At 64.1% G+C, this 22806-nt stretch carries 21 protein-coding genes; 17 read left to right on the plus strand and 4 right to left on the minus strand.

Features of this window, described 5'->3' with window-relative positions:
• The 5 genes from A9Z00_RS09260 (at window position 1) to A9Z00_RS09280 (ending at window position 3587) form a co-directional block, all read left to right on the plus strand.
• Window positions 1-1221 carry an aminotransferase class I/II-fold pyridoxal phosphate-dependent enzyme gene (locus A9Z00_RS09260; protein ID WP_296976238.1) on the plus strand — a complete coding sequence of 407 codons (1221 nt, stop codon included), beginning with the start codon at window positions 1-3 and terminating at the stop codon, window positions 1219-1221.
• Between the two features lie 54 nt (window positions 1222-1275).
• The gene (locus A9Z00_RS09265) at window positions 1276-1509 is read left to right on the plus strand and encodes an aspartyl-phosphate phosphatase Spo0E family protein (protein ID WP_296976240.1); all 234 of its coding nucleotides are present in this window, start codon (window positions 1276-1278) and stop codon (window positions 1507-1509) included.
• Between the two features lie 113 nt (window positions 1510-1622).
• Window positions 1623-2210, plus strand: a complete 588-nt coding sequence (locus tag A9Z00_RS09270) for a cob(I)yrinic acid a,c-diamide adenosyltransferase (protein WP_296976241.1) — start codon at window positions 1623-1625, stop codon at window positions 2208-2210.
• A gap of 18 nt (window positions 2211-2228) precedes the next feature.
• The gene (locus A9Z00_RS09275) at window positions 2229-3185 is read left to right on the plus strand and encodes an RluA family pseudouridine synthase (protein WP_296976394.1); all 957 of its coding nucleotides are present in this window, start codon (window positions 2229-2231) and stop codon (window positions 3183-3185) included.
• Window positions 3186-3212: 27 nt separating this feature from the next.
• Entirely contained in the window at window positions 3213-3587 is a 375-nt protein-coding gene (locus A9Z00_RS09280; RefSeq protein ID WP_296976244.1) for a Spx/MgsR family RNA polymerase-binding regulatory protein, read from the plus strand.
• A gap of 40 nt (window positions 3588-3627) precedes the next feature.
• Here the strand turns inward: A9Z00_RS09280 and A9Z00_RS09285 are convergent, their stop codons facing one another.
• From A9Z00_RS09285 to A9Z00_RS09295, 3 genes are all read right to left on the minus strand, one after another.
• Window positions 3628-3903 (minus strand): hypothetical protein, encoded by a 276-nt coding sequence (locus tag A9Z00_RS09285; protein WP_296976247.1) that lies wholly within the window; start codon window positions 3901-3903, stop codon window positions 3628-3630.
• A 52-nt stretch (window positions 3904-3955) separates the two neighbouring features.
• Window positions 3956-4249: a DUF3055 domain-containing protein gene (locus A9Z00_RS09290; protein WP_296976249.1), complete on the minus strand. Its 294-nt coding sequence runs from the start codon at window positions 4247-4249 to the stop codon at window positions 3956-3958.
• 137 nt (window positions 4250-4386) lie between these two features.
• The gene (locus tag A9Z00_RS09295; protein ID WP_296976252.1) at window positions 4387-6702 is read right to left on the minus strand and encodes a helix-turn-helix domain-containing protein; all 2316 of its coding nucleotides are present in this window, start codon (window positions 6700-6702) and stop codon (window positions 4387-4389) included.
• 126 nt (window positions 6703-6828) lie between these two features.
• On the opposite strand from A9Z00_RS09295, the gene A9Z00_RS09300 reads away from it, so the two are divergent.
• The 7 genes from A9Z00_RS09300 (at window position 6829) to A9Z00_RS09330 (ending at window position 15470) form a co-directional block, all read left to right on the plus strand.
• The gene (locus A9Z00_RS09300; RefSeq protein WP_296976256.1) at window positions 6829-8361 is read left to right on the plus strand and encodes an extracellular solute-binding protein; all 1533 of its coding nucleotides are present in this window, start codon (window positions 6829-6831) and stop codon (window positions 8359-8361) included.
• 164 nt (window positions 8362-8525) lie between these two features.
• Window positions 8526-10097, plus strand: a complete 1572-nt coding sequence (locus A9Z00_RS09305; protein WP_296976257.1) for an extracellular solute-binding protein — start codon at window positions 8526-8528, stop codon at window positions 10095-10097.
• A 112-nt stretch (window positions 10098-10209) separates the two neighbouring features.
• Window positions 10210-11163 (plus strand): ABC transporter permease, encoded by a 954-nt coding sequence (locus A9Z00_RS09310; RefSeq protein ID WP_296976260.1) that lies wholly within the window; start codon window positions 10210-10212, stop codon window positions 11161-11163.
• Window positions 11164-11197: 34 nt separating this feature from the next.
• Window positions 11198-12076: a carbohydrate ABC transporter permease gene (locus A9Z00_RS09315; RefSeq protein WP_296976263.1), complete on the plus strand. Its 879-nt coding sequence runs from the start codon at window positions 11198-11200 to the stop codon at window positions 12074-12076.
• Window positions 12077-12084: 8 nt separating this feature from the next.
• Window positions 12085-13200: a prenyltransferase/squalene oxidase repeat-containing protein gene (locus A9Z00_RS09320; RefSeq protein WP_296976266.1), complete on the plus strand. Its 1116-nt coding sequence runs from the start codon at window positions 12085-12087 to the stop codon at window positions 13198-13200.
• A 57-nt stretch (window positions 13201-13257) separates the two neighbouring features.
• Window positions 13258-14331 carry a glycoside hydrolase family 88/105 protein gene (locus A9Z00_RS09325; RefSeq protein WP_296976396.1) on the plus strand — a complete coding sequence of 358 codons (1074 nt, stop codon included), beginning with the start codon at window positions 13258-13260 and terminating at the stop codon, window positions 14329-14331.
• A 146-nt stretch (window positions 14332-14477) separates the two neighbouring features.
• Window positions 14478-15470, plus strand: a complete 993-nt coding sequence (locus tag A9Z00_RS09330) for an HRDC domain-containing protein (RefSeq protein ID WP_296976268.1) — start codon at window positions 14478-14480, stop codon at window positions 15468-15470.
• Between the two features lie 7 nt (window positions 15471-15477).
• On the opposite strand, the gene A9Z00_RS09335 is transcribed toward A9Z00_RS09330, so the two are convergent.
• A complete protein-coding gene (locus A9Z00_RS09335) occupies window positions 15478-16497 on the minus strand; it encodes a zinc dependent phospholipase C family protein (RefSeq protein ID WP_296976271.1) in 1020 nt (339 codons plus the stop codon).
• A 194-nt stretch (window positions 16498-16691) separates the two neighbouring features.
• Here A9Z00_RS09335 and A9Z00_RS09340 point away from each other — a divergent pair, with 194 nt between their 5' ends.
• The 5 genes from A9Z00_RS09340 (at window position 16692) to A9Z00_RS09360 (ending at window position 22512) form a co-directional block, all read left to right on the plus strand.
• Complete coding sequence (locus tag A9Z00_RS09340; RefSeq protein ID WP_296976272.1) at window positions 16692-17474, plus strand: SDR family NAD(P)-dependent oxidoreductase; 783 nt, start codon at window positions 16692-16694, stop codon at window positions 17472-17474.
• A 60-nt stretch (window positions 17475-17534) separates the two neighbouring features.
• Window positions 17535-18989 carry a DEAD/DEAH box helicase gene (locus A9Z00_RS09345; protein ID WP_296976275.1) on the plus strand — a complete coding sequence of 485 codons (1455 nt, stop codon included), beginning with the start codon at window positions 17535-17537 and terminating at the stop codon, window positions 18987-18989.
• Window positions 18990-19121: 132 nt separating this feature from the next.
• Window positions 19122-20351, plus strand: a complete 1230-nt coding sequence (locus A9Z00_RS09350; RefSeq protein WP_296976278.1) for an S-layer homology domain-containing protein — start codon at window positions 19122-19124, stop codon at window positions 20349-20351.
• Window positions 20352-20525: 174 nt separating this feature from the next.
• Window positions 20526-21281 carry an ABC transporter ATP-binding protein gene (locus tag A9Z00_RS09355; RefSeq protein ID WP_296976280.1) on the plus strand — a complete coding sequence of 252 codons (756 nt, stop codon included), beginning with the start codon at window positions 20526-20528 and terminating at the stop codon, window positions 21279-21281.
• On the plus strand, window positions 21271-22512 hold the full coding sequence (locus tag A9Z00_RS09360; RefSeq protein WP_296976283.1) for an ABC transporter permease: 1242 nt from the start codon (window positions 21271-21273) through the stop codon (window positions 22510-22512). Before A9Z00_RS09355 ends, A9Z00_RS09360 begins: the two co-directional genes overlap by 11 nt.
• Window positions 22513-22806: the final 294 nt, after the last annotated feature.

A 22806-nucleotide genomic window follows, 5' to 3' on the forward strand; every position in this document is an offset into this window, starting at 1 on the left:
GTGATCAGGGACAGGGAGCAGACGACCACGATCAGCCGACCGGTCCGCAGATCCATGTCGGACTATCTGTCGAACGGCGTTCGCAGCATCAAGCCTTCGGGCATCCGCAAGTTTTTCGATCTCGTCCAGGGCCGCAAGGATATCATTACGCTCGGCGTCGGCGAACCGGATTTCGTGACGCCCTGGCACGTGCGCGAAGCGGCCATTTACAGCCTGGAGAAGGGGAAAACGCAGTACACGTCCAATGCCGGCATGCCGGAGCTGCGTGAGGCGATCGCCGCCTATCTGGCGGACCGGTTCGGCCTGCACTACGATCCGGCGCGCGAAATCTTCGTGACGATCGGCGGCAGCGAGGCGATCGACCTGGCGCTGCGCGCGCTGATCAATCCGGGAGACGAGATTCTCGTGCCGGAGCCTTGCTACATCTCGTATTCGCCGATTACGTCGCTCTCCGGCGGGGTGCCGGTCGGCGTCGAAACGTATGCCGAGGACAGCTTCAAGCTGCGCGCCGACAAGCTGGAAGCGGCGATCACGCCGCGCACGAAGGCGCTCATCCTGTGCTATCCGAGCAATCCGACGGGCGGCATCATGACGTACGAAGATTGGCTGCCGATCGCACGGATCGTGGAGAAATACGACCTGATCGTCATCGCCGACGAGATTTACGCCGAGCTGACCTACGGCGCGCGGCATGTCAGCTTCGCGTCGATTCCGGGCATGAAGGACCGGACGATTCTGGTGAGCGGATTTTCAAAAGCGTTCGCGATGACCGGATGGCGGATGGGCTACGTCTGCGGCCATCCGGAACTGATCGGCGCGATGCTGAAAATTCACCAGTATACGGTCATGTGCGCGCCGATCATGGGCCAGATCGCGGCGCTCGAAGCGCTGACGAACGGACTGGAAGAGATGGAGCGCATGGTCGAGTCCTACAATCAGCGCCGCAGGCTCGTCGTCCAGGGGTTCCGCGAGATCGGCCTCGATTGCCACGAGCCGCAGGGGGCGTTCTATGCGTTCCCGTCCATCCGTTCCACCGGGCTCGATTCCGAAACGTTTGCGGAGCGGCTGCTCATGGAGGCGCAGGTCGCCGTCGTTCCGGGCAACGTGTTCGGCCGCGGCGGCGAAGGGCATGTCCGCTGCTCCTACGCCACTTCCGTGGCGCAGCTCACCGAGGCGATCGAGCGGATCGGCCGGTTCGTCGAAAAATTGAAACGGGGTTGAGGGACGGCGTCGTGCCGGAAGCGACCGGGCTTCGGGTGAGGGGGAGGAACGCAGATGGCCGGCGGCGCAGGATGTTCCGACAGTCAGCACGACCAGCAAGCCGTTCGGCCGGCGGCTTCCGCCGATTTGCTCAAGGACGAGATCTGCCGGTTGCGGAGGCGAATGGAATTGGTCTATCTGGAAGAACATTCGCTGCGTTCGGAACGCGTGATCGAGGCCAGCCGCAAACTGGACAAGAAGATCAACGAGTACATGCGGCACAAGCGTCGAAGCACGGACGGATCATGAGGGCAGCCGGCGGTATGCGCCGGCTTTTTCCTTTTGGCTTCCTTTTGGCGGCGTCCGGGATTGTGGTATAGTGGTGCATGACGCGGAATCTTGGGCACAGGACGGGAATCGGCATGAAGTGGTATACGCGAAAAGGCGATTCGGGCCGGACGGGCATCATCGGCGGACGCGTCCGCAAGGACGACGTCCGGGTGGAGGCGTACGGCACGATCGACGAATTGAACAGTTTCATCGGCCTGGCCGCGGCCGCGCTGCGGCGCGCGGACGGGCTCGGCGACATGGCGGACGAACTCGCCGAAATCCAGCAGGAGCTCTTCGATTGCGGATCGGATCTTGCCTATGCGGAGAATCCGGAGTTTTTCAAGATGGGCGAGGAGCCGGTGGAACGGCTCGAGCGGCGGATCGACGAGCTGGACCGCGAGGCGCCGCCGGTCGCCCGGTTCATCCTTCCGGGCGGATCGGAGCCGGCCGCGCTGCTGCACGTCTGCCGGACCGTCTGCCGGCGGGCGGAGCGCCGCGTCGTGGCGCTCGCCGCGGTTCATCCGGTGAACGAGGCGGTGCTCAGGTACCTCAACCGGCTGTCGGATTGGTTCTTCGTCGCGGCCCGCGCCGCCAACGCGCGCCTCGGCGTCGCCGATGCCGAGTACGCGCGCGGCGCCGTCGTGTTCCGGGGAACGAATCATGAGCATCCGAGGAAGTGAAAGGCGTTGGACGACAGGATGCAAGGCGACGTGATCGAGCTGGTCGTTCGGAAGGAGGACGCCGGGCAGACCGTCCGGACGGTGCTCAAAAATCGGCTCGGCGTCTCGCGCCGGCTGTTGGCGCGGCTCAGGCGGACCGAAGCGGGCATTACGGTCAACGGCAGACAGGCCTGGACGTCGGACCGCGTGGCGGCGGGCGACCGGATCAAGCTGCGCATGGAGGCGGAAGCGCCGGACGACGTGCCGCCGCGCGAGATGCCGCTCAACATCCTGTACGAAGATCCGCATCTGCTCGTGCTGGACAAGCCGGCGGGCATCGTTGTACATCCGACGAAGGGCTATTACGACAACACGCTCGCGAACGGCGTGATCTACCATTGGATGAAGCGGGGCGAAGCGCACCGCTTCCGCCCGGTGCACCGGCTGGACAAGGATACGTCGGGCGTCCTCGCCGTCGCGAAGAACCCTTACGTGCACCAGCAGCTGGCGGAGCAGATGAAGCGCGGCCGCATCGGCAAGCGCTACATCGCCTTTGTCCGCGGCGTGCCGTCGCCGGTCCGCGGCACGGTCGATGCGCCGATCGACCGGGATCCGGCGGCGCCGCACCTCCGGATCGTGACGCCGGACGGCTACCCGTCCGTCACGCATTACAACACGGAAGCCGTCTACGGCGGCGGCCGGGCCGCCAAGGTGGTCCTCACGCTCGAGACCGGCAGGACGCACCAGATCCGCGTCCACATGCGGCACATCGGCTGCCCGCTCATCGCGGACGAGCTGTACGGCCCCTGCGGTCCGGATGATCCGGAATGGCTCCGGGAAGCCGCGCGGACGGCGGGACGCCAGGCGCTGCATGCGGCCGAGCTGGAACTGAGGCACCCGATGACCGGGGAGTGGATGCGGTTCGTGTCGCCGCTTCCCGGGGATCTGCTCGGTCTGGAACGGCTGCTCGCATCGCTGGATGATCGCGGGACCTGATGGTTCCGGAAAGGGGAGGAATGTTCCGTGGCGAACGACAGGGACGAGACGCTGAAGGTCTACTACTATCCGAAGTGCGGGAGCTGCCGCAACGCCCTGAAATACCTTCAGGCGAGGGGGCGCAGGCTCGAACTGCGCAATCTGTACGAGCAGCCGCCGACCGAGGAGGAAATCCGGGAGTGGCTGCGCCTGAGCGGACTTCCGGTCCGCGCCTTCTTCAACACGTCGGGAGAAGCCTACCGCGAGATGAAGCTGAAGGAGAGGCTGCCGGAGATGGACGAGGACGCACAGATCCGGCTGCTCGCGTCGAACGGACGCCTCGTGAAGCGGCCGGTCGTGACGGACGGCCGCAAGGTGACCGTCGGATGGAAGGAAGAGACGTTCGGGGAGAACTGGGGTTGAACCGGAGCGGCATGAGCCGGACGAATGGCGGCCGGACCGATCATCCTTCCGGGTCCAATTCGTCCGGCTTGCCCTGATCGCCGGGATAGCCGCGCTCCATCCCTTCGTGAAACGCCAGATCTTCGTAGTTGAACGGCCTCGGGGAGCGCTGGTCGATCCGGTGCGGCTCGCTCTTGCCGAGCGATTCGGTCGCAAGCGGAGAACCGTACGGTCCTTCGGGGAACTCTTCGGCGGTCAGGTCGTTGCGCTGCGATTCCACGACGGCGAGATCGGTTTCTTCCTGGCGATCTTCCGGTTTGAAACCTTCCCTGGCCACGGCGGATGCCTCCCGGATTTGGAATCGTCTGCCGCCTACAGTATGGCCCGCGTCAGTCCGGGCTATGCGCCGGCCCGATCACCGTCCGCAGGAACGTTTCCAGTTCCGCCGCTTCCTCTTCCGTCAGCCGGAACGTCTCCGCGAGGTATCCCTCCTCATCCAGATCGTCCGTTCCGATGATGGCCGTGATTCCCCGCTGCAGGTCGGTGACGAGCTTCTTGCCGTAGAAGCGGTTCGTCCTGGTGACGGCCAGATCGAAGCGGTTCAGGTTCGGCGTGATGAACGTCACGAACCGCGTCTCGGTCTGCTCGGTCGAATCCGAGATGAAATCGAAGTTCGGCAGCATCGCCGTCCCTCCCATCGCAAGGCATATCGTTTATTATACCGTACGGGGACGGCCGCGGAAACGGATGAAGGACGCACGGCGCCGCGGGACAGGAAAAAGCACCCCTCGCGGGAAGAGGTGCCTTTCGGACGGCGCGTTCATCCGCCGGGCTGCGCGTATTTGCTCCGGTACTGGCCCGGCGTCATGCCTTCCATCTTGCGGAAGAACCGGATGAAGTTCTGCGGATTGTTGTAGGTCAGCCGTTCGGCGATTTCCCTGATCGACATGTCCGTCTCGACCAGCCAGCGCTTCGACACGTTCAGCCGGTATCGGGCCAGATATTCGCTGAAGGACATCTGGGTCTCCTTCTTGAACACGCTGCTCAGATAAAAGGTATTGTAATGGAGACGCGCGGCGCAGGCTTCCAGGGTCAGGTCGGTGTCGTATTCGTTGCGGATGATTTCGATGATCTGGTCCGATATTTTTTTGTACTGGGATTGCTGGCGTTCACGGAACACTTCCATGATGGGCCGGATCAACCGCGTCCGGAACCAGTTTCCGATCTCCGCGCGCACGTGGAGCTGCAACAGCTCCTCGTACGGGGATTTGTCCCCGATGTTCAGCCGGCTCGGCGAAATGCCCGCTTCCTGCATGACGATCATCATATCATTCAGCAGCCGGATCAGCGAAATCTGGTACTCGTCGGGCGAGCGCTCTTTGCCGAAGACTTCGTCCAGCCATTTGTCGAACAGGTCGAAGGCCTTCGCCTCGTCGGCCAGCTTGATCGCGTCGATCAACTCGTGATGCAGTTGGTTCGGATAGTAATAAATCCGGGTATGCTTGCCGGCGTTGAGGCTCGCATACGGAATGATGACGCCTTCGCCCAGTATCAGGCGATGTTTGAGCGCCTCCAGGCCTTCCTGGTACGCCCTTGCCGCCTTGGTCAGGCTCTGGAACGGCAGGCTGATGCCGATGCTGACTTCGAGGTCCAGATATCTTCGCATGTTGCGCTGGATGTCCTCGGTCAGTTTGTAGACGTAATCGCTGAAGTCCCCGGCCGAAACGCCGCTCCGTCCCACCAGCGTCACGTGCGTCTGGTCGATCATGACGGAGGGAAGCCGTTCGTCCGGCGGCACCATTTCTTCGATGATGTTGGCGATCGCGAACATGAGCAGGTCGACGTCCTGCCGGCTGTACCGCGTCCGTTCCAGCGCATCGATCTGCAGCGTGAACACGGCCATGTGATCCCACGGATCGGCCTGCCGCGAGAAGCCGTAAAATTCCAGCTTCTCCCGGATCTCGGCGGGATGGATCTGGCCCAGGTACAGCCGGTGCAGGAAATAGGCGAGCATCTGCCGGCTGTTCTGGCGGAGTTCGCGCTGAAGTCTGGAATTGGACGCGAACAGGTCGCTGATCTGCTCGTGGATGACCTGCAGTTCGTTTTTCGCGTTCGCCTTCGTTTCCGGCAATCGCTGCGCGATTTGCTCGAAGATTTGCCGGATCGGGGAGTAGACCCGCCGGCTGCCGATCCAGACGAGAAGGACGCTGATCAGCAGGATGGCAGCGCAGACATAGAGCGTAAAGAGTCCGATCTGCCTCGATTCCCGCCGGAATGCCGACATTTCCGTGAAGGAGACATAGATCCATCCGTTGAAATCGGAACGGACGTACGTCACCGAAACCGGCCGGTTGTCCAGCTTCGTTTCGAACTGGCCGAACGGTTCGGCGAATCGGGAAAGGTCGGACTCCTGCAGTTCCTTGGAATATGTAAGCGGTTTCCCCACCAGACGGGAATCGGCATGGATCATGACCGTATGGTCCGGAGCGAGGACCATCGTCTCCCTGGAGAAGGTCCGGTCGTCCATCATCTCGGCCAGGCGGCAGCCGGGAATCATGGCCATCGCGATGCCGCGCTTGTCCGCCGCGCGCAAAGGCAGCTTCTTGATGAGCGCGATCGTGTACGGACAAGCGTAGCTCTGCGTGTCGCTCGAGCCCAGTTTGTCCGTCTCCAGCAGCACCCATTGGGTATAGCTGCCGGAATCCATCAGCTGCTCCAGGGTTTCCCGGGCGCCATGCCTCGAAAAGGCGTAGAGCCCCTGGTTGTTGATCAGCCAGTCGTATTCGGAGTTGGCCAGGATGACGTCGGTGACCTTCGTTTCCGGAGATTGCAGCAGGCCGAGTTCCTGCTTGAGCTCGTTGTACAACTGGAAATCGTAGAAGGTAAGCGGACGTGTAAGCGCTTCCTGAAGCTGTCTCGTGTTGATCACATAGTTCAGCGTCGAGTCGACGGTTCGAAGCACCTGCTCCACGCCGTCCTTCGACTGGCGCATCATCTGGATGCTGCTTTGGCTGACATGCCGCTGAATGGATGCGGAGGACTTCATGTAGGAGAAGAAGCCGACCGCCAGAATCGAAGTGATGCATATGGCGCAACCGAAAACGATCATCCGGATGTACATGCTCGACTTGGACATGAAGCTGCATTCTCCTCCGATGCGATGTAGTTTCATTTTATTTGGGATCCGGTTGCGCGTTCAACAATCATCCATAATCATTTTATCATGTCTCTTTCCATTAGGCCGATTCCGGAGGTGAACAGGATGGGCAAATTCGCGCGTTGGATCGGCTGTCTTCTGCTCCTGGCCGGATTGCCGGTTCTGGCGGCCGGCTGTGCCGGGAAGCCGGCGGCCGGACGGATGGCGGACGGCGGGCCGGACCGGACGCGGATCACGATTTTCGCCAACCTGCATACGGAGGAGGTGCCGGATCCGCGGATTGAAGAACGGGTGGAAGAGCTGACGAACGTCGATCTCGAGATCCATTGGATACCCGACGGCAGCTATGATGAAAAAGTGAACGCCGCCATCGTGACGGGATCGCTGCCGCATGCGCTTTTCCTGAAGAACGCGGCTTCGCTTCAGGATTTCCGGGACGAGATGCGAAGCGGCATGTTCTGGGAGATCGGTTCCCGCCTGCACCGGTATCCGAACCTTTCCCGCCTGAAGCCGGACATGCTGCGCCACCTGTCGGTCGACGGCCGCATTTACGGCCTGTACCAGGAGCGCCCCCTTTCCCGGCAAGGCGTCATCTATCGCAAGGACTGGGCGGACCGGCTGGGTCTCAAGGCGCCGGAGTCCATCGGGGATCTGTACGAGATGCTTTGGCGCTTCACCCATGATGATCCGGACGGCAACGGCCTGGACGACACGATCGGCCTCGCCGACCGGGGCGACCTGGTCTACGGCGCGTTCAAAACGGTCGGCTCGTACCACGGCGTGCCGAACGGATGGGGCGAGAAGGACGGCATGCTGCTTCCCGAGTTCATGTTTGAAGAATATATCGACACGATGCGCTTCTTCCGCAAGCTGCACGAGGAGGGCCTGATCAACCGGAATTTCCCCGTGACCGGCAAAGTCGACCAGCAGGCGCTCCTGACCCGCGGCACGGCGGGCGTCTACATCGGTGCGATGGGGGACGTCATCACGCTGCAGGCAAAGCTTCGGGAGACGGATCCCGATGCCGAGCTCGATGTGGTCAACCGGATCGCGGGCCCGCATGGTTACCGGATTTGGGCCGGCGAAGGGTACGGGACGGCCGTCCTGTTCCCGAGGGCATCGAACCGTACGGAAGCGGAGCTGGACGCCGTCCTGTCTCTGTTCGACCGGCTCATGTCGGCCGAACTGGCGAATCTGCTCTACTGGGGCATCGAAGGCCGCCACTATGAAGTGCGGAACGGAAAGGCGTACATTTCCGGGGACGTCGGTTTGACCACGAAGGAAGTAAAACCGTACAACGCGCTCCTCGTCGGCGGCCGGGACACGATTCCGGGCCTCCTGAAACCGGAGTTCGGGCTCGCGGTGAGGGCGAAGGCGGAACGTCTGATCGAAGACAACGCCGCATTTGCGGTGCATGATCCGACGACCGCGCTGGATTCCCCCACCCGGAACGAGCGGGGCGAATGGCTCCGGCGGATCATCGACGACGCCACCTGGCAGTTCATCCTCGGCATGATCGACGAGGAAGGCTTCCGGCGCGCGGTCGACCGATGGCGGGAGGAAGGCGGCGATCGGATCATCCGGGAAATCAATGAAGCCCATCGGCGTTCGTCGGACGGACATGGAACGCCTCCATAATCATCCCCTTCCGGAATAATCCCTGCATTGGATGTCGCCGCCGAAGGCCGGAATTTGCCGGATCGGCGGGAGGCAGCAAATGCCGGGATTATGTTCGTAACGGCGGGCCGGGCGTTATGCTGATGACGCGGCAAGCGAAAAAGCGAAAAAAGGAGGTCATCGGCATGGCGAAAAAGCGTCTGCTTGCGCTGCTCGCGGCCATCACGGCCGTCGCCGTCATCGCGGCCGGATGCGGCGGGGGCAAGGGCGGAAGCAACCAGGAGCCGGCCGGCAGCCGGCAGGGACAGACGCAGCAACATGACGGCGGGGGAAAGCAGGAAGCGAAGAAGGAACCGGTCAAGATCACCATCATGGCCAATCTGCACACCCCGGAAGTTCCTTCGGACAAGATCGAAAAGCTGCTCGAAGAAGCGACCAACACGGAACTCGAGATTCAATGGGTGCCGGACGGAAGCTACGATGAAAAAATGAACGCTTCCATGGCCACCGGCACGCTGCCCAAGGCGGTCTACATCAAGAACCAGTCTTCCTACATCCTGCTGCGCAGCGCCATCCGCAGCGGACAATTCTGGGAGATCGGGCCGCTGCTCAAGGATTATCCGAACCTGAGCCGGCTGAATCCGGACGTGCTCCGGAACACCGCGGTGGACGGCAAGATTTACGCCCTCTATCAGGAGCGTCCGCTGTCGCGGCAAGGGCTCATTTACCGGAAAGACTGGGCGGACAAGCTGGGACTGTCGGCGCCGAACAACATCGACGAGTTCTACAACATGCTGAAAGCGTTCACAGAACAGGATCCCGACGGCAACGGCCTGAACGACACGATCGGTCTGACCGACCGCAACGACCTCGTGTACGGCGCGTTCAAAACGGTCGCCTCCTGGTTCGGCACGCCGAACAACTGGGGCTTCCAGGACGGCAAGCTGCTGCCGGAGTTCATGTTCCCGGAATACGTGGAAACGATGAAATTCTTCCGCAAGCTCCATCAGGAAGGCCTGATCAACCAGGAGTTCCCGGTGACGAGCAAGACGGACCAGCAGAACCTGCTGATCACCGGCAAGGCGGGCGCCTACATCGGCTCGATGGCCGACGTCGGCACCCTGCACAGCAAAATCATCGAGGTCAATCCGAACGCGGTGCTGGACGTTCACCACAAGATCGCCGGGCCGAAGGGCACCTACCAGGTGTGGGCGATTCCGGGTTACGGCTCGCTCGTGCTCTTCCCGAAATCGGCGGTGAAGACGGAGGAAGAGCTGAGGGACATTCTCGCCTTCTATGACCAGCTGATGAGTCCGGAACTCGCCAACCTGATCTATTGGGGGATCGAAGGCGAACACTATACGCTCGAAGACGGGCTTGTGGTGCCTTCGGAAGACGTCGCGCTCACGGACCGGGAAGTCAAGCCCTATCAGGCGCTGCAAATCGGCGGCGTATCGACCATCGAAGGGTTCCTGCAGGCCAAGCATTCGCCCCCCTCGAAGGCGAAGGCGGAGGAACTCATTCTGGACAACAACAACTATCTGATCCACGATCCGACCGCGGCCCTCGATTCCGAAACGTACACGCTCGATGGCGTCCGGCTCGGCGAAATGATCACGGATGCGACGTACAAGTTCATCCTGGGCGATATTGACGAAGACGGCTTCCAGGCCGTCATCGACAACTGGCTGAAACAGGGCGGCCAGAAGATGATCGACGAATTCAACGCTTCGTATCAGCAATCGCAGTCGAATTGATCACGCGGGCGGGAGGCCGCCGGATTGGCGCCGCGGCGGCCTCCGCAATCCGGATGCGCCGGCGCCGGAGGAGGGCGCCGGCCGTCCGCCCGATGCGGAAAGGAAGATGCTCATGCACGAAGCTGCCGCCCCGAAACCGATGATCGCGGACCGGAAAGCCGGTTCCGGACTGTGGAAACGGATCATCAAAAATCATGCGCTTTATCTGATGATCCTTCCGGGATTTCTGTACTTTGTCGTATTCAAATACGTGCCGATGGGCGGGCTGGTCATCGCCTTTCAGGATTACCAGCCGTATCTCGGCATTCTGAAGAGCGAATGGGTCGGGCTGAAGCATTTCCAACGGCTGTTCAACGACCCGCAGTTTTTCATGATTTTGCGCAACACGCTCATCCTGTTCGGGATGAACCTGCTGTTTTATTTCCCGGTGCCGATCATCCTGGCGGTCATGCTGAACGAAGTGCGGAAGGAACTGTTCAAGCGGACGATCCAGACGATGATCTACATCCCGCACTTCATGTCGTGGGTCATCATCGTGTCGATCTCGTTCGTCATCCTGTCCATGGACCGCGGGATCCTGAACGAACTGCTGGTGATGATGGGCTTCGAGAAGATCAATTTTCTGATGAGCAAGGAATGGTTCCGGCCGGTTTACATCCTCCAGGTCATCTGGCGGGAGGCCGGATGGGGGACGATCATCTACCTGGCAGCCATGGCGGCGATCGACCCCGAACTCTACGAAGCGGCCCGCATGGACGGAGCGAGCCGTTTCCGTCAAATCTGGCACATCACCCTGCCGTCGATCCGCAACGTCATCGTCGTGCTGCTCATTCTGAAACTCGGGGATGTGCTGGAACTCGGCTTCGAACACGTGTATCTGCTGCTGAACGCGATGAACCGCGAAGTGGCGGAAATTTTCGATACGTACGTGTATACGGCGGGTCTCAGGCAAGGCCAATTCAGCTACAGCACGGCGGTCGGATTTTTCAAGTCGGTTGTCGGCCTGATCCTCGTCATGACCGCCAACTGGCTGGCCAAGAAAGCCGGCGAGGAAGGCATTTATTGAGCGATACGCCGGATGCGCAAAGGTGGAATTTCGCATGGTGCAAGACAAGTCAATCGGCAGTCGCCTGTTCGACATCGTGAACTATACGCTGCTCGCGCTCATCGGGCTGGCCTGCATCCTGCCGTTCATCCATGTCATCGCCGGGTCGTTCACGACGGTGGCGGAGCTGGCGACCAAGCGGTTCGTGCTCATTCCGACCAAATGGTCGCTGGACGCCTACCGCTTCATTTTTTCCACGAACACCATCTTCCGCGCGATGGCCGTATCCGTCGGCGTGACGACGCTCGGCACCGCCTTCAGCATGCTGCTCACGTCGCTCATGGCCTACGGGTTGTCGCGGCGGGATCTGGTCGGGCGGAGCGGCCTCATGTTCATGGTCCTGTTCACGATGCTGTTCAGCGGCGGCATGATTCCGACGTTCCTCGTGGTGAAATCGCTGTGGCTCATTGACACGTACGCCGCACTGGTCGTTCCGACGGCGATCAACGCGTTCAACCTGATCATCCTGCGCAACTTCTTCCAGAACTTGCCGGAAGGCATCCAGGAATCGGCCAGAATCGACGGTTGCAGCGACTGGGGCATCCTGTTCCGCATCGTCATTCCGCTCTCCATGCCGGCGATCGCGACGATTTCGCTCTTTTACGCGGTGACGTACTGGAACACGTACCTGCCGGCCATTCTGTACCTGAACGACGCGAACAAGTGGCCGATTCAGGTCATTCTGCGGCAGATCGTCATTCTCGCGAGCGGCCTGACGGCGGATACGAGCGCACTCGAAGACTATGTCAGGCCGCCGGAGCAGACGATCAAGATGGCCGTCATCGTGGTGGCGACGGTGCCGATTCTGCTCGTCTACCCGTTCCTGCAGAAGCATTTCGTCAAGGGCGCGCTGCTCGGCTCGATCAAAGGGTGAATCGCGCGATGGGCCGGAACCGTCGACTGGAGAAGCTGCTGGAGGATGGCGACCGCTGGTTTGAAGGCTTTTTCGAATGGCTGGACGGGCAATACGACGTTGCGAGCGGCGGCTTCTACTATGCCGCCAGTTCGCGGCGGACGAACGTTTACGGTCCGGATATCGAATCGACGGCGCAGGCGCTGAACATTCTGGAGCGAACCGGACTGATCGGACGATGGAGCGACAGGATGCGGCGGAAGGCGGTTCGCTTTTTCCAGGCGAGACAGGACCCGGACACCGGCCTGTTCTACCATGCCGATCCGAACATGCGGCTTGACGGGGTGTCGGTGGCCCGGGCGCTGGGCTACAGCCTCGGAGCGCTGCGCATGCTTGGCGCGGAGCCGCTTCATCCGGTTCCGGAGCGGAGTCCGGCGACGCCGGCCTATATGGAATCGCCCGCGGCCTACGGGGAATGGCTTCGGTCGGTCAGCTTGTCCAACAGCTGGCGCGGATGCGATATCATCGCGTCTTCCGCCGTCCATCTGCTGGCGCTTCCGCCGGAAAAGCGCGCTCCCTATGTGCGCGAAGCGTTCGCCCATCTGAACCGCATCCAGGATCCGGAAAGCGGGCTGTGGGGGGAAGGTACCCGTTATGTGCGCATTTCCGGCACGTTCAAGCTGCACATCTTCTACGAACGGTTCGGCGTTCCCCTGCCCCGCAAGGCGGAGATTTACCGCTCCATTCTGGAGACGCTGCGCGAAGACGAAGCGACGGACATGTGCTACATCCGGAACCCGATCAGCCTGCTGGCGTCGATGCGGCTCGCCATTCCGGCGGAGGAGCTGGAGGAAATCTGCGAGATGACGCTGCGGAACATGGGACGGCTGAAACAGGGCGACGGGGGTTTTTCCCGCGAGCTGGGGCATTCCGTGCCGGCTCCGAACGTGGCCCAGGTGAAGCCCGGCGAAGCCTACCCCGACATGCCGCCGCCGATCGTGCTCGGGCTCGGCCTGGCGGAAGGCGACATGAACGCCGGCACGCAGGCCGTACTGATCCGGTATGCGCTGCGGGAACTGGCCGGCCTGCCGGTGAAGCATTTCGCGGTGGCGGATCATCTGTTTACGGACCGATGGGAGGAATGAATGGTGGAGAATCCGAACGACAGCCGGACGGAAGGGAAGCGTCCGCTGCAATACGCGATGGAGGCCTGCGACGCGCTGATCGACCGCTACGCCCCGCAGGAACTTCCGCCCGCCGGCCGCTGGCATTATCACCAGGGCATTTTCCTGCACGGCATGCTGCAGCTCTGGAAGGCGACCGGGGACGAGCGGTATTTGCGCTATCCGAAGGCGTATGCGGACCACCTGATCGACGAAGCGGGAAATTTCCTGTTCGCCCGGGACGAGCTGGATGCGATCATGGCGGGACTGATCCTGTTCCCGCTGGAAGACGAGTTCGGCGAGCGGCGATACCGGATCGCGGCCGACAAGCTGCGCGGCCTGTTCCGCACGCTCAACCGCACGACGGAAGGCGCGTTCTGGCACAAGGACAAATACCCGTACCAGATGTGGCTGGACGGCCTGTACATGGGCGGCGTGTTTGCCATGCAGTACGCCCGCCGGTACGGCGATGAAGCATTGATCCCGATGGTGCTCGAATGGGAGAAAACGATGCGGCGTCGCATGACCGACGGGCGCACCGGGCTGCTGTACCATGCGTGGGACGAGAAGCGGGCGGCGCCGTGGGCGAATCCGGAGACGGGCTGTTCGCCGGAGTTCTGGGGGCGGTCGCTCGGATGGTACGGCATGGCGCTGGCCGATTTTCTCGATTGGCTTCCGGAGGGCCATCCGGGCAGGGATGAGCTGAAGCCGGCGCTCGGCCGCTTCGTCGACGCGCTGATCCGTTACCAGGACGGCGCGAGCGGCCTGTGGTACCAGGTGGTGGACAAGGGGGACCGGCCGGACAACTGGCTCGAAACTTCCTGTTCCTCGCTGTTCGTATACACGATCGTCAAGGCGGTCCGCCACGGCTGCGTCGGGGAAGACCGGCTCGAGGCGGCATGGCGGGGATACCGCGGCCTGACGGAGCGGGTGCGGTATGACGAGCGGGGACGGTTGGTCGTGCCGGACATCTGCGTCGGCACTTCGGCGGGCGACTACGCCCATTACGTCGCGCGGCCGGTCAGCGACAACGACCTGCACGGCGTGGGCGCCTTCGTCCTGGCCTGCGTCGAGATCAGCCGGTCGGGCGTCCGCACGGCCGATCCGGCGTGACGCTTGCCGCTCTTTGCACAATCTGGTATAGTATAGTCAATCGGATAACCGGTCGGGAGGAAGCACCTCGCATGCATGCGGGGTGCTTTTTGTGTTTGTCCGCACGCCGGCCGGGCGTTCCGAACATCAAGCGGAGGTGCATGGACATGCAGCTGGTCTTTCTGAACACGCTGGAGAAGCGGACGGATGAGGGGCGGGTCGTCGCGGCGCAGGTGTCGATCGGCGAGTCGCAGGGGCGCTGGTCCGTCGTCTGGACGGAGCCCGGCGGCGGATCGGTCCGGACGGACATCTGGTATGAGGGGGCCTCATGGGAGGAGATGCTCTCGACCTTCCGGCACGGCGTCGCCGTCAAGCTCGGGGAAGGGTACGAGCCGGTGCTGGACGGCATGCTCGAGGACCGCAGGGCCCCGGCGGGCAGCTACGTGTCGATGCTGCAATGTTACGGCGAGCTCCATTGCCGGGAGGACCTGTACAACGCGCTGCGGGAATGGCGGCGCGCGCGGGCCGCGGCCGAGCGGAAGGCGCCGTACGCGATCGCGCGGAACAGCCTGCTCATGATGATCAGCGCGTTCGTGCCGCAGACGGAGGAGGAGCTGCGCCAGATTCCCGGCTGGGGCAAGGCGAAGTCGTCCTTGTACGCCGGGGATGTGCTGGCGATCACGCGCGGCTTCGAGCGGCGGACGACGTTCCCGCTCACCTGGGTGCAGGAGGTGCTCGATCCGAAGGCCTACCGGAAATGGCTGTACAAGCAGAAGGAACTCCGGTACAAATCGGAGATGGAGCGTCACCGCACGACGCGCGTGATCCTGCAGGCGGTGCGGGACGGCCTGGGGCTCGACGAGCTGGCGCAGACGCTCGGCATGGAACGGCGGCGGCTCGTGGAGCGGATCGAGCAGCTCGACCGCGAGGGCTACGACATGAGCCCCCTGCTCGACCGCGAGATCGCCCGGCTTCCGGAGGAAGAGCGGGAACGTATCCAGGCCGCGATCCGGGAGGTCGGCGACCGGTATCTGAAGCCGATCCTGCGGCAGGTGTATCCGGAGGCCGACCTGGAGGGCAAGCCGCTCGATTCGATCTACGAGAAGCTGCGCCTGATGCGGATGCGGATGCGCAAGGCGCAGGCGCGCGAAGCGATGTGAAGCCCGCTCATGCCGGCGGCGCTTCTTCGGGCCGGGCTCCGCAGCCGTCCGGCCAGATCGGGTCCGCGTACCGGATCACGGCCGCGCCGCAGTCGAGACCGGTTTCGTAGGACCGGTTGCCGATGAGCACGGCCGTCCGCCCGCGCCATTCCGCGGCGCGGGCGGAATCGCGGCCGGCATCCGCCTCCCCCGACTCGTGCCGCAGCCATTCGAGCGCGGCGCGCAGGATGTCGACGCTTTCGTCCATCGCGCGATCCCACAGCTGGTCGAAGGTGTCGGCGCGGCGGGTCATGCCGTCCGTCGGATCGAGCCACGGCCGGCCGGCGTCGTTCAGCACGTCGAGATCCGGAAGCCTTCGCCTGTACACGAACGGCCCGATTTTGCCGAATGTGAGCAGGCGCCGGATGCCGGTCGGATCATGGAACAGCCGCTGTGCGCCGATCATGTCGCGGCAGGCCCGGTTCCAGTCTTCCCGGCGAATCGTTGCGGCCAGTTCGGGATAGTACCGGGCGGCAATCCGTTCGAAAGCGTCGACGATCGCTTCCGGGAGCGCACGGCCCGCGTCCAGTTCCCGCCACACCGGCGTCCGCCATGTCTCGATGCCGCGCTTCCGGCGCATGACGATCGTATCCATCATCACTTCGAAACGCTGGTGGTCCCATTTCCGGAATCCGGAGCGGCTGAACACATAAGGGTGCACGTTCCGGTCCAGCGTATGATGCAACACGAATCCGAGCGCATAGACGACCGCGTCGTCCGGACTCGTGCGGTCCGCGGAGCGTCCCGCCACGCCGTCCAGCAATTCCATCAGCACGGGACCGCAGTGCCGGTCGTGCATGGCTTCGCCGAGCCGGTTCATCGCATCCCCGCGCTTCCACGGCAGAAAATGGTGATAGAAAAGAAAATCCGGTCCCTGGCAGCCGAGCTGGAACAGCCTTCGTTTCCGTTCATCCCCGATCATGGCCCCTTCGCCGATCCGATCCAACGCTTCCACGCCGAACAGGATGTGCGTCCATACGTTGGGCATTTTGTACCCTCCCGTCGCTTCGGCCGGTCCGGCTTCCGTCCCCCGGACGTCCGTCGATCGTCCCTGCAACAGGCATCGTATCATGAATCCGTGTCCGTGTGGAGTCCCGCCTGCGGCGCCGGCCTCCGCGTTCCCCGGGTCGGCTTTGCCATTCGGACGAGGTTGCAGTACACTGTTCGCAGGAGGCGACGGCCATGCTGAAGGACAAGATCGTCTGGATCACCGGTGCGGGCAGCGGCATCGGGGCCGAGACGGCGAAGCGGCTCGCGGCCCTGGGAGCGGTGCCGATCCTGACCGGCCGGAACATGGACAAGCTCGAGAAGACGGCCGCGGATATCGCGGCGGCCGGGGGCAGATGCGGCGTCTACCGTCTGGATGTGACGGACAACGACCAGGTGCAGGATGTGGCGCGGCGGATCCAGGCGGACTTCGGTCCCGTCGACGTGCTTGTCAACAACGCGGGATTCGGCATTTTCGAGATGTTCAGGGACGCGCCGCTCGACCACTTCGAGGCGATGATGGACACGAACTACATGGGCATGGTCCGCTGCACGAAGGCGGTGCTGCCTTCGTTCCTTGCGAGGCGGACGGGCCATATCGTCAACATCGCGTCCATCGCCGGCAAGTTCGCGACGCCGAAGTCGACCGGTTACTCCGCCTCGAAGCACGCGGTGCTGGGCTTTACGAACGCGCTCCGGCTGGAGCTGAAGGGGACCGGCATCGCGGTGTCGGCGGTCAATCCCGGACCGATCGACACGCCGTTCTTCGAGATCGCCGATCCGGAGGGCCATTATGTGCGCAACGTGCGGTGGTTCATGATGCGGCCGGAGAAGGTCGCGGCCCGCATCGTGAAGGTGATCGAGACGCGCAAGGCGGAGGTCGATATGCCGCTGCCCGCGGCGATCGGCGTCCGGCTGTACCACCTGTTTCCGCGGATCGGCGATCGTGTGGCCGGCACGTGGCTGAACCGGAAATAGAAAGAAGATCGAAGCATTCAGAAGAACCGATCGGATTGCGTCGAGGGGGACTTGTCGGATATGGAGTGGACATCGATCGGCGTGCGGCCTTCGCTGGCCGAGAGGCTGCAGGCGGCGGGAATGGCCGGACCGGCGCCGGTGCAGGCGGAGGCGATTCCGGCGATGCTGGAGGGCCGGGACGTCTGCGTGCGGTCGCACACGGGCAGCGGCAAGACGCTGGCCTATTTGCTGCCGGCGATTCAGCGGATCGAGACGGACCGGCCGGAGCTGCAGGTGCTCGTCATGACGCCGACGCAGGAACTGGCGATGCAGATCGTGCGCGAGGCGGAGCGGTTCGGCGGTCCGGAGGGCGTGCGCGTGCAGCAGTTGATCGGCGGAGCGTCGGTGACCCGCCAGATCGAAGGTTTGAAGCGAAAGAAGCCGCATCTTGCGGTCGGGACGCCGGGCCGGCTCGGTGAACTGCTCGCGATGAAGAAGCTCAAGTTGCGTGCGGTGAAGCTGCTCGTGCTGGACGAGGCCGACCAGATGTTCGCGCTCGGCTCGACGAAGGAGCTTGACGCGGTGCTCGAAGCCGTGTCCGCCGAACGGCAGCTGGCGTTCTTCTCGGCGACGCTGCCGCCGGAGACGGTGGCGCTCGCAGAACGGCTGATGCGGGATCCGGTGCGGATCGACCTGGCCGGAGACAGCCGGCTGCCCGCCTCGATCCGGCACTACGCGCTGCGCGAGGAGAGGCGGAAGTGGTTCGAAGCGACGAAGCGGCTGCTCCATGCGCTGCGCCCGTCGTCCGCCCTGATCTTCATCGACCGGACGGATCAGATCGCGCACTGGGAAGCGCGGCTGCGCTACGAGGGATTCGCGGCCGGCTCGCTGTACGGCGACGCGGACAAGCTGACGCGCTCGCAGACGCTCGAGCGGCTGCGGGACGGGAAGCTGAACGTCGTGGTGACGACCGACGTCGCGGCCCGGGGCATCGACATCCCGGATCTGGAACTGGTGGTCAGCCTCGGCGTGCCGGAAGATCCGGAGCGTTATGTTCACCGCGCCGGCCGGACAGGCCGGATGGGCCGCGAAGGGACGGTGGTCACGCTGGCCGGGCCCCGCGATGGGCAGCGGATCGGAAAGCTGTCGCGCAGGCTCGGCATCGTCATCGAGGAGCGCGAGCTGTACGCCGGGCAATTGGTCGATCCGGCCGAGCGGCGGAGAGGAACCCGTTCCGAGGCGGCATCCACCGCCGGGCGGCGAGGCCCGCGGTCCGGGGCGGCGGATGGTTCCGCCGGGAAGCGGAAGCAGGATGCGGAGGCAGCGGCGTCCGGATTGCGGGTTGCGAAGGCGGCCCCCGGGGCGGACGCGGACGGCATGCGGACGACGCATCCGGCCCCGGCTGCGGGACCGGGTGAAGCGCGGACGACGGGCAAGAAGAAGCGGCGCGAGCGGGAGATCGACCGGAAGAACAAGGGAGCGCCGCGATGGCTGAAGGCGATATGGGAGCGCGAGGCCCGGTCACGGGAAGAATGAATTTTTCTTCATTTTTCTCGGATGGCCGATCCCCCCTGAAACGATCGAACGGTTCCGAATGATGTAGGCGTACGACACGGCGCGCCGGTCGATTGACCATCACCGTTCGATCGGAAGGAGGATGTTTGAGCCATGCGAAGCTCCGCATGGAGGAAAATCGCCATTTCGGCCCTGGCCATCCTGATGCTGTTCGGCGGCGCCGCCTCGGCCTTTGCGGACGGCAAGGGCAAAGGGCCCGCGAAGGGCGGCAAGGGCGAGGAAAGGCGCCATGAGGTCAAGAAACAGCCGGACCGCGTCGGCCCGAACGAAGTGGTCATCCGGCTGCAGTTCAAGGATGAGGACGAGCTGAAGTGGGCGCTCATTCCGATCATGCGCCTCGCCTCGAAGGGCGTCTTCACCGGATATGAAGACGGCACGTTCAAGCCGCACCGGACGGTCACGCGCATCGAGGCTCTGACGGCCGCCGTCCGGCTGATGGGGCTGCGTGACCAAGCCGAGTCGGAAGAGGAAATGCGGACCCAATTGCAATTCAAGGACGCGGACAAGCTTTATAAAAAGTATCCCTGGGCGGTCGGTTATGTGGCGGTCGCGGTGGAGAACGGCCTGTTCTCCGAAACGGAGGACAAGGTGCATCCCGACAAGCCGGCCGACCGGCTGTGGGCGACCATTCTGCTCGTGAAGGCGCTCGGTCTGGACAAGGAAGCCAAGGCGAAGCACAACACCTCGCTGCCGTTCCGCGATGCGAAGAGCATTCCGGCCGGCTCGGTGGGCTACGTGGCCCTGGCCGTCGAGAAGGGGCTCATCACCGGCTATCAGGACGGCACGTTCCGTCCGAACCGTCCGGTGACGCGGGCGGAACTCGCGGCGCTGCTGGACCGCACCGACAGCCATCTGCCGGATAACCGGGACGATCGCACGGTGACGGGCGTGGTGAAGACGGTCACGTCCGGCACCATCGTCGTGACCCGTCCGGACAACACCGACGTCGTGCTGCCGATCGCCGCGAATGCGTTCATTTTCCGGAACGGGGCGAAGGCGGACGTTTCCGCGCTGCGGCCGGGTGACCAGGTGTTCGTCCTGACCGCGGGCGGCGAGGCCGTCTTCATCGAAGTGACGAAGTCTGCGCCGCAATCGAACGCGTTCACGGACGCCGGCGTCGTGAATTCGGTCACCCTGAACGGACAGGGGCGCCTTGCGACGATCTCGCTGACGAAGCAGACCGACGGCGGCACGCTGGCCGTCATCTACAACGTGTCGCAGGACGTCCAGATCGTCGGAGACGCTTCGCTGCTCACCGTGGGCCGCTATGTCGAGGTGTCCGGTACGAATTCGACGGTGACGAAGATCGTGATCAAATCCTGAGGCCGCATCCGTGCCGAACGGATGCAGGAGGGCCGACCGTCTGCCGTCCGCTTGCCGCGGACGGGACGGAGCGGCCCTTCTCGCGTTTGGCGGGCTGTCCCTGCCATTCGGCACCGTCTTTTTGAACCGGCTGTCCCAGGTCCGGTATAATGGGAAGACAAGGCAGGTGATCCGATGGAGCCGATCGTCGAGGTGAGGGATCTGTCGGGCGGATACAGCCCGCGGCGGCCCGTGCTGCGCGACCTGACCTTCGCGGTCGCGCCGGGCGAGATGGTCGGGCTGATCGGGCTGAACGGCGCCGGCAAGAGCACGACGATCCGTCATCTGCTCGGACTGATGAAGCCGTTCAGCGGCACGGTCCGGATCGGCGGCGTCACGCTGGAGGAGGATCCGGAGCGGTATCGCCGGTCATTCGCCTATGTGCCGGAGACGCCGATTCTTTTTGACGAGCTGACGGTGCAGGAGCATCTGCGCCTGACGGCGATGGCATACGGAATCGACGAATCGCGGTATGCCGAGCGATCGGAGCGGCTGCTTGGCGAATTCCGGATGGCGGACAAACGGTCCGCGTTTGCGGCGCATCTGTCCAAGGGCATGAAGCAGAAAGTGATGATCATGAACGCGCTGCTCGCGTCGCCGCCGCTCTATGTGATCGACGAGCCGTTCCTCGGGCTTGATCCGCTGGCCGTGCGGTCACTGCTCGAACGGCTGGACGAGGAGAAACGTTCCGGTTCGGCCATTCTCGTGAGCTCCCACATCCTCTCGATGCTCGAGGGCTATTGCGACCGCTATCTGCTGCTGCACGACGGCCGGCTGATCGTTTCGGGCACGCTTGACGCCTTGCGGGAGGCGGCCGGCATGCCCGGCGCTTCGCTCGAGCGGCTGTTCTTCCGCTTCATCGCCCCGGAAAGGGATGCCTATGGAACATGATCTGGAAGCGTTGCGCCGGGCGCGGGCGGAAGACTGGCGCAAGGCCGTGGCCCCGTATGTCCGCGACATGGCGCGGAGCGGGTTTCCCTCGTTTGTCGTGTTGGCTGTGCTCGTGGCGCTGAGCAGCTATACGGCGTTTCTGGAGGAAGTGCCGCCGGATTTTCCGACGGCCGCCGTCGGGACCGCGCTGATGGCGCTGCTGCTGGTGCGGTCGCCGCTGCGCACGTACCTGCGGCCGGCCGACGCCGTCTTCCTGATGCCGCGCGAGCACGAGATGCGGCGGTACATGAAGGCCGCGTGGCGCAACGGGTATGTTGCCGGCAGCGCGCTGCTGCTCGCCGCCTGGCTGCTCTTCGCGCCGCTCTACGGGAAGAGCGGTGCGCCGACGGGGGCGGCCGCGCTTATCCCGGTTCTGCTTGCCTTGAAGGCGCTGGAAGACGCCGGCGCATGGCAGGAGCGCCGCATGGCCCGCGGATATGCGCGGCTGCTGTGCCGGCTGCTCCGCGCCGCGCTGACGGTGGCGGCGGTCTACGCGCTGCTTGTGCAGCCGCTGCTCGCCGCGCTCGGCTTCGCGGCTGCCGCCGCCGCGCTTCAGGCCGCCGTCTGCCGCCTGCCGGTCCGGCACCGGTTCCCCTGGCAGCGGCTGTTCGACGAGGAGGCGGAGACGCGGCGGCGGTACGAGCGGTTCTTCCGCTCCTTCACCGATATTCCGGCGGAGGGCGCGGCGCCGGCCCGGCGGCCGTACCTGGCCTGGATCGCCGGTTATATCGGACACGGCCGGGACCATACATATTTGCTGCTCTATACGCTGACGCTTGTCCGCACCGATCTCGGCGGCATGCTGATCCGGTTGACCGCCGTCGGCGGGCTGGCCGGCGCGGTCGTCGGGAAGGCCGGCGTCCTGGCGGGCTGGGCGGGGGCGATGATCGCCTGGCTGTTCGCGCTGGCGGCCGGGGTGCAGGCCGGCACGGTGCGCGATGCGCACCGGCACACGGTATGGCGGCATCTGTACCCGCTGCCCGAGGCCGGGCGCCGGCGCGCCGCCTTGCGCGTCGCCACGGTCGCGCACTTCGCCTGCGCCGCGCCGCTCGGCCTCGCCGCCGGGCTGCCCGCGGCGTTCGCCGGCCACTGGGTGCCGGCGGCTGCCGCGCTTGCCGGCTGCCTGACGCTCGTGCCGGCGATGGCGCTCCGCCTGCGCCGGAGCCTGGCGCGCGAGACGACGGGGGACTAGGCCGCGCGGCCGGCGTGTGCGCCGTCGTCGTTCCGGCGGCGCGTGCAACGGTGCGGCGTACCGTTGGCGGGATGGTTGGCGCGTCCGGGCGTGCAGTAGCGGTACGAAGTACCGTTCATGGCGCCGCTGACCGACGGTTGCGCCGGCGATGCGCGGCCCATAACGGCACCTGGTGCCGTTAACGGGCCCGGCGACGGGGGGATTCGGGCAAAGAACGGCATGGGGTGCCGTTCATCCGCCGCTGCCAAGCCCGTAGCGGCCCTATCAGCCAATAACCGGCCATACCGGCCACCA

Source organism: Thermobacillus sp. ZCTH02-B1 (assembly GCF_002159085.1).
GTDB lineage: Bacteria > Bacillota > Bacilli > Paenibacillales > Paenibacillaceae > Thermobacillus.

Coding starts and splice junctions, on each gene's coding strand:
- A9Z00_RS09300 (WP_296976256.1), top strand. CDS start 6,829: ATGGGCAAATTCGCGCGTTGGATCGGCTGTCTTCTGCTCCTGGCCGGA.
- A9Z00_RS09325 (WP_296976396.1), top strand. CDS start 13,258: ATGGAGGCCTGCGACGCGCTGATCGACCGCTACGCCCCGCAGGAACTT.
- A9Z00_RS09360 (WP_296976283.1), top strand. CDS start 21,271: ATGGAACATGATCTGGAAGCGTTGCGCCGGGCGCGGGCGGAAGACTGG.
- A9Z00_RS09275 (WP_296976394.1), top strand. CDS start 2,229: ATGCAAGGCGACGTGATCGAGCTGGTCGTTCGGAAGGAGGACGCCGGG.
- A9Z00_RS09320 (WP_296976266.1), top strand. CDS start 12,085: ATGGGCCGGAACCGTCGACTGGAGAAGCTGCTGGAGGATGGCGACCGC.
- A9Z00_RS09305 (WP_296976257.1), top strand. CDS start 8,526: ATGGCGAAAAAGCGTCTGCTTGCGCTGCTCGCGGCCATCACGGCCGTC.
- A9Z00_RS09290 (WP_296976249.1), bottom strand. CDS start 4,249: ATGCTGCCGAACTTCGATTTCATCTCGGATTCGACCGAGCAGACCGAG.
- A9Z00_RS09265 (WP_296976240.1), top strand. CDS start 1,276: ATGGCCGGCGGCGCAGGATGTTCCGACAGTCAGCACGACCAGCAAGCC.
- A9Z00_RS09345 (WP_296976275.1), top strand. CDS start 17,535: ATGGAGTGGACATCGATCGGCGTGCGGCCTTCGCTGGCCGAGAGGCTG.
- A9Z00_RS09315 (WP_296976263.1), top strand. CDS start 11,198: ATGGTGCAAGACAAGTCAATCGGCAGTCGCCTGTTCGACATCGTGAAC.
- A9Z00_RS09310 (WP_296976260.1), top strand. CDS start 10,210: ATGCACGAAGCTGCCGCCCCGAAACCGATGATCGCGGACCGGAAAGCC.
- A9Z00_RS09295 (WP_296976252.1), bottom strand. CDS start 6,702: ATGTCCAAGTCGAGCATGTACATCCGGATGATCGTTTTCGGTTGCGCC.
- A9Z00_RS09350 (WP_296976278.1), top strand. CDS start 19,122: ATGCGAAGCTCCGCATGGAGGAAAATCGCCATTTCGGCCCTGGCCATC.
- A9Z00_RS09355 (WP_296976280.1), top strand. CDS start 20,526: ATGGAGCCGATCGTCGAGGTGAGGGATCTGTCGGGCGGATACAGCCCG.
- A9Z00_RS09330 (WP_296976268.1), top strand. CDS start 14,478: ATGCAGCTGGTCTTTCTGAACACGCTGGAGAAGCGGACGGATGAGGGG.
- A9Z00_RS09340 (WP_296976272.1), top strand. CDS start 16,692: ATGCTGAAGGACAAGATCGTCTGGATCACCGGTGCGGGCAGCGGCATC.
- A9Z00_RS09270 (WP_296976241.1), top strand. CDS start 1,623: ATGAAGTGGTATACGCGAAAAGGCGATTCGGGCCGGACGGGCATCATC.
- A9Z00_RS09335 (WP_296976271.1), bottom strand. CDS start 16,497: ATGCCCAACGTATGGACGCACATCCTGTTCGGCGTGGAAGCGTTGGAT.